9 protein-coding genes are annotated in these 14,787 nt (G+C 42.7%); 3 read left to right on the top strand and 6 right to left on the bottom strand.

Annotated features, from left to right (window positions below; genetic code table 11):
- Window positions 1-68: 68 nt before the first annotated feature.
- From ligA to smc, 3 genes are all read right to left on the bottom strand, one after another.
- On the bottom strand, window positions 69-2,126 hold the full coding sequence (ligA, locus tag KIH87_RS09310) for an NAD-dependent DNA ligase LigA (RefSeq protein ID WP_232361258.1): 2,058 nt from the start codon (window positions 2,124-2,126) through the stop codon (window positions 69-71).
- Window positions 2,127-2,253: 127 nt separating this feature from the next.
- Window positions 2,254-3,459, bottom strand: coding sequence for a cell division protein ZipA (gene zipA, locus KIH87_RS09305; RefSeq protein WP_232361257.1), 1,206 nt, complete (start codon window positions 3,457-3,459; stop codon window positions 2,254-2,256).
- An 18-nt stretch (window positions 3,460-3,477) separates the two neighbouring features.
- Complete coding sequence (smc, locus tag KIH87_RS09300) at window positions 3,478-6,948, bottom strand: chromosome segregation protein SMC (protein ID WP_232361256.1); 3,471 nt, start codon at window positions 6,946-6,948, stop codon at window positions 3,478-3,480.
- A gap of 231 nt (window positions 6,949-7,179) precedes the next feature.
- On the opposite strand from smc, the gene cysZ reads away from it, so the two are divergent.
- On the top strand, window positions 7,180-7,923 hold the full coding sequence (gene cysZ / locus KIH87_RS09295; RefSeq protein ID WP_232361255.1) for a sulfate transporter CysZ: 744 nt from the start codon (window positions 7,180-7,182) through the stop codon (window positions 7,921-7,923).
- Between the two features lie 118 nt (window positions 7,924-8,041).
- Window positions 8,042-8,464 (top strand): CBS domain-containing protein, encoded by a 423-nt coding sequence (locus tag KIH87_RS09290; protein ID WP_232361254.1) that lies wholly within the window; start codon window positions 8,042-8,044, stop codon window positions 8,462-8,464.
- Between the two features lie 54 nt (window positions 8,465-8,518).
- Here KIH87_RS09290 and KIH87_RS09285 read toward each other — a convergent pair whose 3' ends face one another.
- A complete protein-coding gene (locus KIH87_RS09285; protein WP_232361253.1) occupies window positions 8,519-9,415 on the bottom strand; it encodes a GGDEF domain-containing protein in 897 nt (298 codons plus the stop codon).
- Between the two features lie 496 nt (window positions 9,416-9,911).
- Here KIH87_RS09285 and KIH87_RS09280 point away from each other — a divergent pair, with 496 nt between their 5' ends.
- On the top strand, window positions 9,912-10,205 hold the full coding sequence (locus KIH87_RS09280) for an RNA recognition motif domain-containing protein (protein WP_232361252.1): 294 nt from the start codon (window positions 9,912-9,914) through the stop codon (window positions 10,203-10,205).
- Window positions 10,206-10,287: 82 nt separating this feature from the next.
- Here the strand turns inward: KIH87_RS09280 and KIH87_RS09275 are convergent, their stop codons facing one another.
- Entirely contained in the window at window positions 10,288-13,437 is a 3,150-nt protein-coding gene (locus KIH87_RS09275; RefSeq protein WP_232361251.1) for an efflux RND transporter permease subunit, read from the bottom strand.
- Window positions 13,434-14,636 carry an efflux RND transporter periplasmic adaptor subunit gene (locus KIH87_RS09270; protein ID WP_232361250.1) on the bottom strand — a complete coding sequence of 401 codons (1,203 nt, stop codon included), beginning with the start codon at window positions 14,634-14,636 and terminating at the stop codon, window positions 13,434-13,436. Before KIH87_RS09270 ends, KIH87_RS09275 begins: the two co-directional genes overlap by 4 nt.
- Window positions 14,637-14,787 lie beyond the last annotated feature (151 nt).

Below are 14,787 nucleotides of genomic sequence, written 5' to 3'. Positions count from 1 at the left end.
TTGCAGTCGCTTCCCTGCGTCTGAAGATCTATAGAGATGTATTTATATGGTACGAATTTTTCTAAACCTTATTCATGCTCAGAAAATAGCGCCAACATTTGCTCTTCGGTCATCACTTCAACGCCAAGCTCTTGCGCTTTAGTCAATTTAGAGCCCGCCTTTTCCCCCGCAACCAGATAATCAGTATTAGCGGAAACACTGCCGGCAACTTTAGCGCCCAAATCTTGCAATCGCGCTTTGGCATCATTGCGTCCCATGCTGGATAAAGTTCCGGTAATCACAAAGGTTTTGCCTATTAGAGGTTGCTCATCCTGAGACTTTTTCTCGATTTGGGGCCAATGTACACCGGCATCTTGCAATTGCTGTATAACTTCGCGGTTTCTCGCTTCACCAAAGAAATGTACAACATGCTGTGCAACGACTTCACCGACATCATCAACTTCTTGAAGTGCAGCAATATCAGCTTGCAATAGAGCTTCCAGAGTCAAAAAATGATTAGCCAGGTTTGCAGCGGTTGCTTCACCCACTTCACGTATTCCTAAAGAATAAATGAATTTGGCTAAGGTCGTTTTCTTAGCTGCGTCCAACGCTTTATCAATATTAGCAGCCGATTTTTCGCCCATACGCTCCAAAGCAGCGACCTGAGCAATATCCAGTTTGAACAGATCTGCCGGGGTTTCAATCCACCCCAAATCCACAAATTGCTCAATAAGTTTGTCACCCAAACCATCGACATCTAACGCTTTTCGGGACACAAAGTGCTTTATGGCTTCCTTACGTTGCGCTTTACAGACTAAACCTCCTGTACAGCGCGCCACAGCCTGATCTTCAGTGCGCTCAATATGGGAATCACATACAGGGCAATGTTCAGGGAAAACAATATCTTGAGCATCATCGGGGCGCTTTTCCAAGACAACAGAAACCACTTGCGGGATCACATCCCCTGCTCTGCGAATAATGACGGTATCGCCTTTCTTCACACCTAAACGTTCTATCTCATCCTGATTATGCAAAGTGGCATTGGAAACCGTAACACCACCAACAAATACAGGTTCTAATCGCGCAACCGGAGTAATTGCACCGGTACGTCCAACCTGAAAATCAACGTCCAGCAATGTCGTCATTTCTTCCTGTGCCGGGAATTTCTGGGCAATAGCCCAACGCGGAGCTCGAGCAACAAATCCAAGTTCTTCCTGAATGGCGAGGTCGTTCACCTTAAACACGACACCATCAATTTCATAGCCAAGTTCAGGACGCTTATTACCCAATTCCCGATAATAATCGAGGCATTCTTCAACACCGCTTGCCTGACGGATCTCTTTTGAAACAGGTAATCCCCATTCTCTTAACTGCTGCAAACGATCATAATGTGTATCGGCCAGTTCTTCTTTTTCACCTTCCACCAAGCCCATGGAATAAGCGTTAAACATAAGCGGACGTTTTGCAGTAATGCGCGAATCTAATTGACGCAAGCTTCCGGCGGCAGCATTGCGAGGGTTTACAAAGATTTTCTTTCCTTGCACAGCCTGTTCCTGATTCAGCTTTTCAAAGCCCGCCAGAGGCATAAACACTTCGCCACGCACTTCAACGCGTTGAGGGTATTGTTCACCACGAAGTCTAGGGGGAATATTCTTGATAGTACGCACGTTTTGCGTGATATCTTCACCGACAGTGCCATCACCACGCGTAGCACCACGAACCAATTTGCCATCTTCATATAACAAACTAACAGCAAGCCCGTCTAATTTAGGTTCACAACAATAAGTCAGAGTGATTGAGCGTTTTAATCGATCCAACATGCGCTTTTCAAAAGCACGCATTTCATCTTCACTAAAGGCGTTATCGAGGGACAACATGGGAACTTCATGAGTTACCTGCTGAAATTCAGGCAATGGCGCCCCACCCACTTTTTGTGACGGTGAATCAGAAGTTAATAATTCTGGATTCGATTTTTCCAGCTCGACCAGTTCCCGCATTAAGCGATCATATTCAGCATCCGTCACAGTTGGATTATCCAAAACGTAATACTGATAGTTGTAGTCTTCCAGCGTTGATTTCAATTCGTTAATACGACTGGCTGGTTCAGAATCATGGCTATTTGAAAATAAATCTTCTTGTTCTTGCATATAAAACAGAGCCCGGCTCATCACCAGGCTTTCAATTAAGTTTCCAGTTAGGTTTCAAATTAACTTTCGATAAAGTTAAACGACAAATTTGCCCAGCAGCTTTTGAACAAATTTTGATTAGAAGCAATTAAGCGCGATGAATCATCCGCTTACGTTCAAATTCTCTAATTTTTTCAACGTACTGACGCAAACTTTGCTTAGTCAACAAACTGCGGCGACCATCTAAAATTTGAGCCCCAAATTCATCTGCCAGTTTACGAGCAGCGTTATGCATCATATTAAAAACCTGTTGCGGATCGCCTTCAATCGGCAAAATCATAAACAGAGACACACCTTGGGTTTTAAAGGTTTCCATTTCGTCCAGATTAAATGTACCCGGCTTAAACATATTAGCCAGGCTGAATAATTTAGGCCCCTTGCCATTACTGGCAGCATGGCGATGAAAGACATCCTGATCACCAAACTTAAATCCCAGGGTCAACAATGCTGGCAACAAAGAAGCTCCAGATATCTCTTTGCCTTCGGGCACTTTTACATTAAGCACCAACACTTCCTGTTGCATGGGCTCAGCGCTTTCGGCCGAAGCAGACTCGTCAACATCAACTTGCTGGTCATCAAAATCCATACGGATCTGATCTTCGCTCAATCGAGGCTCAACTCGTCTGGTAGAAGGTTTTACTTCTTTCTTATCTCCACCATTCACCAATTGCTTGGCACGCTCAGCCAAAGACAACTTACTTTTAACTGGTTCACTATTTTTTGCCGTTGCTGCGGGAGACTTTGTGTCCGATTTCAAAAGAGAACGGGGGGGTTCAGGATAAGCATCAAGAGATTCGTCTTTAGCCGACGAAGCAGAAGATGGCTTTTGCGATTGCTCTTTGTATGAATCTTCCTGGTATTCTTCGTCATCTTCTATGGCAGAAATGTCTTTTCTAACAGAAAAGGATTTGGGCTCCACCGTATTTCTGGCAACAGTTCGCACCTGACCAATACCGTCTTCGTCAAATGCAGACGAATTAGCGCCGGTACTTGTTGTACCCATATCATCGTCGTAATCAGCATTGACTCTAAATGCGTTACTATCAGAAGAAAAATCAATGGATTCGTTTATAGAATCACTTAGAAGAGGATCATCATCGGCAATACCGACCACATCATCGTAATCACTGCTATTCCCGTTGAGTTCCGGCTCTTTTCTCAGATTAGGATTGTTAGCTTCTTTTTTCGCGTCTTTACTAGCGGCATTTTTCCGAATTGTCCATAAACCATGTACCAAAATGCCTAATATTGAAAATACGCCTAAAACGATAATGGCAAGTCGCAAATCTTCCATCAATAAACAAACCTTTATTTATGCGTTAACGATAGCAACGGCTTCTTCCACATCAACAGCCACAATCCTCGATACTCCGGGTTCGGCCATAGTAACTCCTGTTAAATGCAGTGCCATTTCCATCGCTATTTTATTATGAGTTATGTATATAAATTGCACGCTTTTGGACATTTCAGACACCAACTTACAAAAACGTCCCACGTTAGCGTCATCCAAAGGAGCATCCACTTCATCCAGCAAACAAAAAGGTGCAGGATTAAGGCGAAAAATTGCAAAAACCAATGATAAAGCGGTCAGGGCTTTTTCGCCACCGGAAAGCAAATGAATTGTACTATTTTTCTTGCCCGGTGGTCTCGCCATAATTGTCACGCCAGTATCCAGAAGATCATCATCCGTCAGTTCCAGATAAGCCGCACCGCCACCAAAGACTTTCGGGAAAAGTTGTTTCAAATCATTATTCACTTGATCAAAGGTGTCTCTAAAGCGAGCCCTGGTTTCCCGATCAATCTTGCGAATGGCATTTTCCAGTGTTTCCAACGCCGCAACCAAATCATCGTTTTGAGTATCGAGATGCTGCTTTCTCTCCGCCTGAATCTCGTATTCTTCCACAGCGGCCAGATTTACTGCGCCTAATCGAGATAACGAAGCAGTGGTTTTCTCCAGTGTGTCTTGCCAGAGCTTTTCATCGGCATCCTCAGGCAATTGCTCTAACAAAGGTTTAAGCGGTTGATTCATTTCTTGTAGCTGTTCAACAACAGCATTGGCTCTCACCCTATAACCTTCACATTCCAACCTGGTACTTTGCTGAACTTCTCGCGCCTTCTCAATTCTGGATTGAACACCTTGTCGCCCTTTTTCAATATCGGATAACAAGCCTTCAACTTCAGCCAATTCATCACTGACTTTTTCCTGTAACTGCTGGGCTTCGCTACGTTCATTAAGCAAAATTTCCAAACGCTCAGCCTGCTCTTCCATCGGCATTGCCATTTCATGCAATTCATCTTCAAGATGGCGCAGCTTTTCCTGCATGTTATTGATTTGAGCCTGAGTGCGCAGTTCATTATCTTTAGCAGTTAGCAGCTGATTTTGATGCGATTGAACATTCAGTTCCAAACGGTGGCTTTCATTTTGATACTGAGCCACTTGCACCCGATTTTGTTCAATAGATTGCTGCATTTGCTGACGTAACTGTTCTATGCCGTCATAATCACCATCAAGTTCACTCAGTTGCTCTTCCAACATAGCAACCTGTTCATTGAGCTCTTCTTGTTGCTCTTGCTCTTCAAGCAACTGTTCCTTATAAGAAGCCAAATCACTCAATAATTTGTTCTTATGTTGTTGCTGTCGCTCCACTTGTTGCTGTAAAAATTGTTGCTGTTTCTGAAGTTGTTGTAATGAAGCTTCAAAAGATTGGCGTTTTTCCTGAGCTTTTTCGCGCTCAACCTGTAATTTATCGACTTTTTGCTGCGCAACCTCTTCCCTGTCGAGCAATTCCGAGTATTTAGTCTCACATTGCTCGATCTGTTCTTCGATATGGTTCATTTCAGCCAAACGTTCCAGAGCTCCACTATGCTCCGCATCAACGCCGGAAATAGACCAATCAACACCAACCCAAAACCCATCCCGGGTTATACAAGTTTCACCATTGACGAGCTGCGCTTGCTGGCGTATGGCCGCTTGTTCATCTTCAGCAATAGCAATATGCGTTAACCATTCAGGAACCTGCTCGGCTCGACATTTTGTGGCAAGTGTATTTTCAGGCTTATGACGAATTAATGAACCAGCGAAAAACAACCTGAGTCCATTTACATGCATCTGCTCAGGACGTTCAGTAACCACTAGTGCGCTATGCCATTGTTGTAAAGCGGTCTCAAAAGCCACTTCCCACCCGGGTTCAACATTCAAATATTCCCAGATGGATTGCGTTTCACAATGGTTGTTAGCAAGCCAATGGGCAACCGCACCACTGTGCTCGCTTTCTTTGGCATGTAAATTTTCCAAGCCTTGCAAAGTAGCTCTTAATTGCTGTAATTCTCGAAAGCATTCAGTCTGCACTAACTGCGCCTGCTGAAACTCCTGTTTTGCCTCAACAAAATACTGTTCCGCGCTCTGAGCGTCTTCCTTAGCCTGTTGATATTCCTCTTGAATGAACGCTAATTCTTCCAAAGTGTTCTGTAATTCTGTGACGGCACTGGAATCTTGCAGTCCATCAGCTTCATCCTGTAATTCAGAAATACGCTGTTCGGTACGCAATTGCATTTGCAGACCAGATTGTATCTGGCTATAAGTGCTCTGAATTTGCTGTTTGATATTGTTAAATTGCAACTCTTGCTGACGCCACAAGGATTGCTTTTCCTGAAACTCTTCTTCTTTTACAGACAGCGCTTCTTCCGCTTGTAACAACTGTTCGGTTATTAATTCTCTTTGCGGCTCAGATTCATCCAGAATAGCTTGAAGCTCTTCAACCCGAGCTTGTAATGCGCCAATTTGCTCTTCGTTCTCAATAATCGCTTCGTTTAAGCTTCTAACTTCTTGCTGTATTTGGTTTGTTCGTTGTTTTGAATGGATTTGGTTTTGTTCTATACGGGTGATTTCTGTCGCCAAAGTGAAGTTTCTCTGCTGCACATCAGCAAGCTGTTGCTTTAGAGTAGCTTGAGCATCGTGATATCGGGTAATACTGGATTCGTCACCACGTTGTTCAGCAATAAACTGCTGAATTTCATTCTCCTGTCTCTCAATTTGAGTTTCCAGCTCAGTGATAGACGCCGTGTGCTTTAACCAACGAATGGCAGCCAATTCACCTTTAAACTTTCGTTCTGTGGCTTTTAATTCTTTATAACGTCGCGCAGCAGCAGCCTGACGTTGCAATTTATCAAGCTGTTGTCCCAATTCCATACGCACATCTTCCAGGCGTTCCAGATTTTCCCGGGTATGCTTGATGCGGTTTTCCGTCTCTCTACGACGTTCCTTATATTTCGAAATGCCCGCAGCTTCTTCAATAAAGACTCTTAATTCCTGCGGCTTGGATTCAATCAGGCGAGAGATCATGCCCTGTTCAATAATGGCATAACTGCGAGGGCCTAATCCGGTTCCCAAAAACAAATCGGTGACATCGCGGCGGCGGCACTTGGCATTATTGAGATAGTAAAAAGATTGCGCTTCGCGGGTAACAACTCGTTTGACTGACAACTCATTGTAACCAGCAAATTCGCCTTGAATTCTGCCGCTACTATTATCGAAGACCAGCTCAACACTGCATTGGGATACAGGCTTACGTACAGAAGAACCGTTAAAAATAACGTCAGTCATTGCGTCGCCACGCAAATTTTTAGCAGAACTCTCTCCCAACACCCAACGCACAGCATCAATAACATTCGATTTGCCACAGCCATTCGGCCCGACAATCGCGGTCATATCATCTGGAAAAGGAATATTGGTAGGATCAACGAAGGATTTAAACCCCGCTAATCGTATTTTTTTCAATCGCATGGCGTTGCTATGCTAAGCCTATTATTATCTTGAATGAATGTACCGTATTGCCTATCAGACAAGTTTCGCCTGTTATTGCAACAAAATGTTGAAAGCCTAGCCGATACATTACTAGCGCACACCGCACTTTATCAAATCTCAATTTCTGTAACAATTGATGATTTTAATGCAGTTATTAAGTACCTATAATCCCTGATAATACTAGTCGTTTTCAGGTAATTGTCAGTTTTTATGCAAGCAAATAGTGGTGCGGGATATTTCTTATTAGGCTTCAAGCTTATTCAAACTAAAGGAATTCGTCGTTTCGTCTTTATTCCCTTATTCGTCAACATATTGCTATTTGGAGCAGCCTTTACCTATCTGGTAGGAAGAATTGATGAGCTAGTGCTTTACCTGATTGACCTAATCCCAAGCTGGCTGGAGTGGCTAAAAGACGCCGTGGCTTATTTCGTCTGGCCTTTGGCGGTTATCACCATTCTGTTAGTCTCGGCTTATTTATTTAGTACATTGGCTAACTGGATTGCCGCGCCCTTTAATGGATTACTTGCTGAAAAAATGGAACTATTACTAACAGGTAAACCTTTGGATGATGGGTCTTTTGCAACCTTAATCAAAGATATTCCCAGAACTCTATCAAGAGAATTCACAAAGCTTCGTTACTACCTGCCCCGAGCAATTGGCTTTTTGATCCTGTTTTTCTTTCTTCCTGTAATTGGCCAAGTATTGTGGTTCTTGTTTAGTGCCTGGATGATGGCCGTACAATACCTTGATTACCCTTACGACAATCACAAAGTCAGTTTCGCAGAAATGCGCCGTGACTTACTTCGCCATAAAGGCGATTCATTCTCTTTCGGCACTATCGTTATGCTGTTTTCCATGATCCCCATCATTAACTTCCTGGTGATGCCGGTTGCTATTTGCGGTGCTACCGCTATGTGGGTTGATAAATACAGAAGTGACTATACTAAGTCGTAATAGCCTGAGGGCCTAAGTGGCTTTAGAACAAAGTTTTTGAGCTAAATCACAGTTCTATCAAGTGCATTGAATTATCCTGAAGAGCATTGATTCAGGAAAAATTAGGATAGGTGTCCAGATGACTCATACTGCCGAAAATATTATGACCGCTTCTGTTTATACTCTTACACCAGAGGCTTCCGTAGCTGATGCTATGAAACTGAGTAAAGAACAGAATATCCGACATATTCCCGTTATAGATTCAGAATACAAGCTGGTAGGCATTGTCAGCCAGAAAAGTCTGTTCAATAAAGCACTGCATCTACTTAGTCTTTATGGCACTCAAGAATCGGTTCAAATGGAACAGGAAACCAATATCAAAGAAGTAATGGAAACAGAATATTTGACAGTATCAAAAGACAAACCTCTGACAGATCTGATCCAATTATTCAAAAAGAACCGTCATGGTTGCCTGCCTGTTATTAGTGACAACAAAAAATTGCTAGGTCTAATAACATCCAATAATTTTGTCGATTATTGCGAAACTTTATTGCAATCCTGAAGAGTGCTTACATCCAGAAATCAGAACACAAAGAAATTAGAACCAAAAGAAAAATCAGGACGTAACAGGATTAGAGGAAACTGGAGAGCCAGAATACACTTTTGTTTTGCTTCCATCGGCAATAATCACCTGATTACGTCCTTTATTTTTTGCCTGATACAAAGCTTTGTCTGCAATATCCAAGGCATTTTCAAAGTTATGGCGAGGTGAGTATTCGACAATGCCAATACTGGTTGACTTATTCACTCGTTCATCAGAAATATAATATTCAGATTCCTGATAGGTTTTACGAATACGTTCGGCAACATGACGCGCAGTCGACATGTCTGCGTCCAGCACAATAAGGAATTCTTCACCGCCATATCGAAATGCATAATCACAGGCTCTAATTTCATCTCTGATAATTTGCGCCATGTGCATAATCAGCTTGTCACCTTCAAGATGCCCATAGGTATCGTTGATCTCTTTAAAGCGATCCAAATCAATCATAATAAGCGACAACTTTTGCTCAGGCTCGTAGGCGTTCTTAATTTGATCAATAAATTCACTGTGCAAAAAACGACGATTATAAAGCTTGGAAAGTGAATCGGTATGGCTAGCCTTGGTCAGTTCTATTTTTTGTCGTTGCAATATCGCCAGTTGATTCTTGTAATGTGATGACCAACGGAAAATAGCGATACTGATGATAACGACTCCCAGATTATTCGCCAGATTCTCCAAAATCATGCTAATCCATTGAGCACTGATTAAAACAAACTCATCCAATAAATCATGGCAATGTCCAACCAGTAAGCAACACAGTCCAGAGAAAACCATAGTGGAATTTGATGACTCGGATCGGAGTCTGATATTCACGGTTATCATCATTAAGATGAAGGATATAGAAAAGATTTCACTGATCACATCGTTGTAATCAATCAAATCATGCTCGATGGGTATGTTAGACTGCAAAATCCAGACACTCCATGTCAGCAATATTAGAAATAACCCAAAAAATAGATAAATTCGTTCTGTATTCATTTCTTTATGCAACACCCAATAGACAGATGTTGTTCCTTAGCACACTTTATTGTTGTTTTTAACAGAGGCTCAACACTGAAGTATTTTGAGTAATTGTTATTAATACTTCTGTTGCTATTTCTAAGCTTCTGTTTAAGAAATGAGCTTAGTCTACATTCGAAAAATGACCAATTGATGTCAAAAAAATCTGTTCTGCTTGAGGTGTGTCGCACCTTCATTAAACGATTAACACGATTTTTAACGAATAAAATCATCATTAAATGTGAAGAAATGGTTATATTTTTCATTTCCCTGTTGCTTTATGTAATTAAATACACCTAAACTGACGCTGATGGCAGGAGGTAATGGTTGCCCCTGCTCGGCATCAGGTGATTTTGACTGTTGGCACTTGAATGACGTTGAAGCCCAATAGTCGAGAGATACCCTAATGAAATTGTACGTAGGAAACCTACCTTATCGCCTGACCGATGGCGAACTAGAGCAAACCTTCTCAGAGTTTGGTGAAGTTACTTCAGCAAAGATTATTATGGATCGCGAAGCTAATCGTTCAAAAGGCTTCGGGTTTGTAGAATTCGGCTCAAAAGAAGATGGTCAGAAAGCTATCGAAGCGATGCACGGCAAAGAAATGGCTGGGCGCACTATCGTGGTTAGTGAGGCAAGACCTCCACAAAACAACCGCAGCGGTGGTGGCGGTGGTCAGAGACAACAACGCCGATTCTAGGATTTCCAAAGAATGAAGTAAAAACGCCCCAATAAAGGGGCGTTTTTCAATTTATACGTATGTCATTTTGTAGCACAAGCTTTTAGTCATCCGCCAGCGTTACACCAACATCATAGTTAGTTTCCTCAACCTTTGCTTCTCCAGTAAAGAATGCCTTTAAGTCACTCAAAACTATGTAAAGGCATGGAACCAATAACAAGGTAATAACAGTGGCAAACAAAATACCAAACGCCAATGATATTGCCATTGGAATAACAATTTGGGCTTGCAAGCTCTTTTCCAAAATAATGGGAACCAAGCCCATAAACGTAGTTAACGAAGTCAAAATGATAGCCCGGAAACGTTGAGCCCCGGCCTGAACAGCGGCTTCAAATACTGAATAGCCTTCTTCTCTTGCTCGGTTTACGAAGTCCACCATAATCAAGCTATCGTTCACCACAACCCCCGATAACGCAATAATGCCACACATAGACAACACGCTAATGGAATGACCCAGTAATAAGTGTCCAACGATAGCGCCCACAATGCCAAAAGGGATGACTGACATGATGATTAAAGGCTGACTGTATGACTTCAAAGGGATCGCCATCAAAGCGTAAATGGCAAACAAAGCGAAGATGGCGCCTTTCGCCATACCCGCCAAAGCCTCCCCTTGTTCTTTGGATTGGCCTTCCAAAGTGAAAGAAACGCTATGATACTTCTGCAACAATTGCGGTATAAAATTTTCCTGTACATCTTTAACCACTTCCTGTGGTTCCAGTACGCCTTTATTCACTTTTGCCGACAAGGTGATAGAACGCACACCATCCAATCGAATAATAGAGCCATAACCTTTAGCCATTTCGATTTCAGCCACTTGTGAAAATGGAATCTCGTCACCACTGGTTGTACGAATTCGCATATTCTCAAGACTTGCAATTGAACTCCGCTCATCTTTGGGATAGCGGATCATGACTTTAACTTCTTCGTCACCGCGCTGCACTCTCTGAGCTTCTGCGCCATAGAAACCATAGCGAATTTGCTTCGCCAGGCTATCCAGCGTTAACCCTAGCGCTTCCGCCTCGGGTTTAATCTTGATGCGTATTTCATCACTACCGCCGCTAAAGGTGTCGGATACGTCTCGTACACCACTGTACCCTTGCAAATGAGCTTTTAACTCATCACTGGCATGACGCAATTCATTCAAGTTTGTTCCCGTTAGGTTGAGGCTAATATCCGGAGCACTAAAACCACCAGCGGATCCAACGTCAACCTTTTTGATTCCGGGGATATCAGGGATCATGCTCTTCCAACGACGCTGAATTTCAAAACCATCCAGCTCTCTGGTCTCTGCCTTGGTCAGTTCCACGAACACGGTTCCAGCCAAACTACTTTGATCAAAAAGCATAGAGTGCTTCACTACCGCAGCTCCAGTCTCCTTCTCAACTTCCTGATTCATTTTCTCAAGTGCTGCACCAATAATTTTTAAGGCGTCATCGCGTTGTCGAGTAGAACTCCCCGGTAACATTTCCATTTCAGCCTGAATAAAGTCACTGGGAATATTTGGGAAGAAAACAAATCTCACTAAACCGCCACCAAACAGGCCAATGGTCAAAATCAACGCAGCAACAAAACCAGCGATTGTCATATAACGATTACGTATCGCTTTTTGTAAAACAGGTAAATAGACCGTCTGTATGAAGTTTTTTAAGCCTTCAGAAAAATAATCTCGGAATCGCTGTAGTGCATTGGCTTTTTCGGGTTCATACGGTTTCATTTTCATGTGAACCAAGTGAGCGGGCAATACAAACTTTGATTCTATCAATGAGAACACCAGACAAATAATGACAACCCATCCAATAGTCTTCCATATCTCACCAAATGTTCCTGGTACCATTAACATTGGAGTGAATGCTGCAATCGTGGTTAACACGCCAAAAGTCGCAGGCATAGCAACTTTCTTCACCCCGACAATAACATTATCAATACTATGCCCTTTGCGATCGATCTCTGAATAGGCAGACTCCCCCATAATAATGGCATCATCAACCACTATCCCGAGCACCAGGATAAAACCAAACAAACTGATCATGTTCACCGATACATTCATTGGTTCCATAGGCATAAATAGTATTGCCCCAAGGAAACACACAGGTAATCCAACAATCACCCAAAATGCCAGTTTCAATTTCAGGAATAGTGACAACACGAGAAAAACCAGAATAGCGCCATAGAACATGTTGGATAACATCATGTTCAATCTGTCATTCAAATAGAAAGATGAGTCGCCCCAAGCGTCAGCTTGCACGCCTTCCGGGAAGGTTCGGGTTGATAAGTAATGATTAACCTCTTTGGAGATTTCCAGTGCATTTTGATCGCTAACAGCATCAACTCTTACGTTAACCGCTGGGCGACCGTCAAAAACAGCATAATTAGTATCTTCAACAAACCCATCTTTAACCGTGGCAATATCTCCCAAAGTCAATCGTGTTCCATCAGAACGAGTCAACAACACCAGATTTTCAAACTCGTGCCCTGTATAGGCTTGCCCCTTGGCACGAAGAAGAATGTCGCCATCATCTGATTTAATGGAGCCGCCGGGTAAATCTATAGAAGATTGACGCACAGCATTAACCACTTCCTGAAAGGTTAAGCCATATTCTTGTAACCGGAGCTCAGATAACTCAATGGAAATTTCATAATCACGAGTTCCAACAACCTGAACGCTGGAAATTCCGGGTAAATTAGCAATCTCGTCCCTTAACTTCTTTGCTTCTTCTTTCAAAAATCGTTCTGATGCTTCTCCATATAAAGCAACCCACAATACGGTTTGTTGCGGTTTCTGACGATACACAATCGGTTTCTCAATATTTTCTGGAAAGCTGGGAATGGCATCAACCTGAACTTTGACCTCATCCAAAACCAATTGAGGGTCATAGTCATCAAGCACTTCTATGGTCACAGTAGCCATACCTTCTACAGCATTAGAAGTTATCTTTTTGATCCCTTCAATATCCTTTACAGCTTCTTCAACCTTGATGATGACGCCTTCTTCAACCTCTTGGGGAGCAGCTCCGAGATAAGGAACTCGAACAACGACGTTATTTATTTCAAAATTAGGAAATATCTGCTTTTTGATACTAATAGCAGAAAATAAGCCACCAATGATTAATAGCCACATGAGCAAATTTGCCGCCACACTGTTACGGGCAAACCAGGCAATAAGCCCTTTATGAGTGTCAATCATACTCATAAGGAGCCACCTGCTTTAGCTATTTCTCCAATACTATCTTGTGCTTCACCACTCTCTTCCGCGAAACGAACGCTCATGTTTTCTACGGGATTAGGTACTGCGCTGACAATCACCTTTTGTCCAACCGATAAACCTTCACTGATATACACTAATTTTTCATCGGATTTTTGAACGCTCACCGGGGTAATATGCAGTTTTCTCTCTTCATCAACGACTAATACTGTGCCATCAAGACGCAAAACATTTCGTGGTAGAACAACAATGTTTTCAGCGTAATTACCGGTAATTTGAGCGCTAACAAAGCGACCAAATTTCAATGGGGCATCATAAATGGCACTTTCACGCATGTAAGGATCCTGAACTTCAGCCACAACATAAATAACGCGGTTTTTTTCATCCAGGACTCCTTCATTGCGAACCAGACGAGCATCCCAGGAAAACTGCTTACCAGCGACCTGAGAAGACAATGTCACCTTTGAGGGTAAATGTGACCCTCGGCTTCCTTCATGGGATAGCTCAAGATAAGCCAGATCGTTGTCGCTCAGCGGCATCCTGATTTCAGCGATATCAGTACCGTACACAGACCCCAGTTCAGAACCAACTGCAACAAACTGACCAATATCGACATTCTTGCTTCTTACCAAACCATCATAAGGAGCACGAATTTCGGTACGTTCCAAATTACGCTTGGCTCTTTCCAATTGCGCTTCTGCCGCTCTTACGTTAGCGATTTCCTTTGCCAACTGAGGCTTACGTAAACCTAATTCCGGCGCAACGCTGTCTCGAACACTTTTCCATTCTTCCGCAGCCACTTTGCCCTTCGCCTGCTCTTCTTCCAAAGCCGCTTTAGCTCTTGCCAATTCAGCTTCAGCCGATTTGAAATCAGTAATGTAATCCGCTTGCTCTAACTGAATGAGTAAGTCGCCCTTTTGAAATAAACCTCCTGCAACAAAAGCATCTGACAATTTAACAACTTTGCCACTCACCTGAGCACTTAGCACTGTTTTAACTTTGGGTTGCACCGTACCTTGTGACTTTACAATGTAGTTCATGTCTTTGGTTGTCACCTCAACAGCCTTAACCAAAAACGCCTTATCCTCTGCTTCCTGTTTTTCCGGTGCTTTTTTCGCGCCTATCATCACCATTGTTAAGGCCACCGCAATTAACAGAATCAATACAGGTAAAACAAAATTACGCATTACCTTGCTCATCCAATCCGCCTCTCATAAATAAACAGTACATATTGTTCCCGGAATTCTAACGGTCAATTCCTGATTTCCTACACGAAAACTGTTAGATATTGTTACTTCTCTACTTGAATTAACGCCATCTGTTTTTTTATACTCCGGT

Source organism: Paraneptunicella aestuarii (assembly GCF_019900845.1).
Classification (GTDB): Bacteria; Pseudomonadota; Gammaproteobacteria; order Enterobacterales; family Alteromonadaceae; genus Paraneptunicella; species Paraneptunicella aestuarii.
Note: the sequence above shows the minus strand (reverse complement) of the source record. Positions and strands in the feature narration are given on the sequence as shown.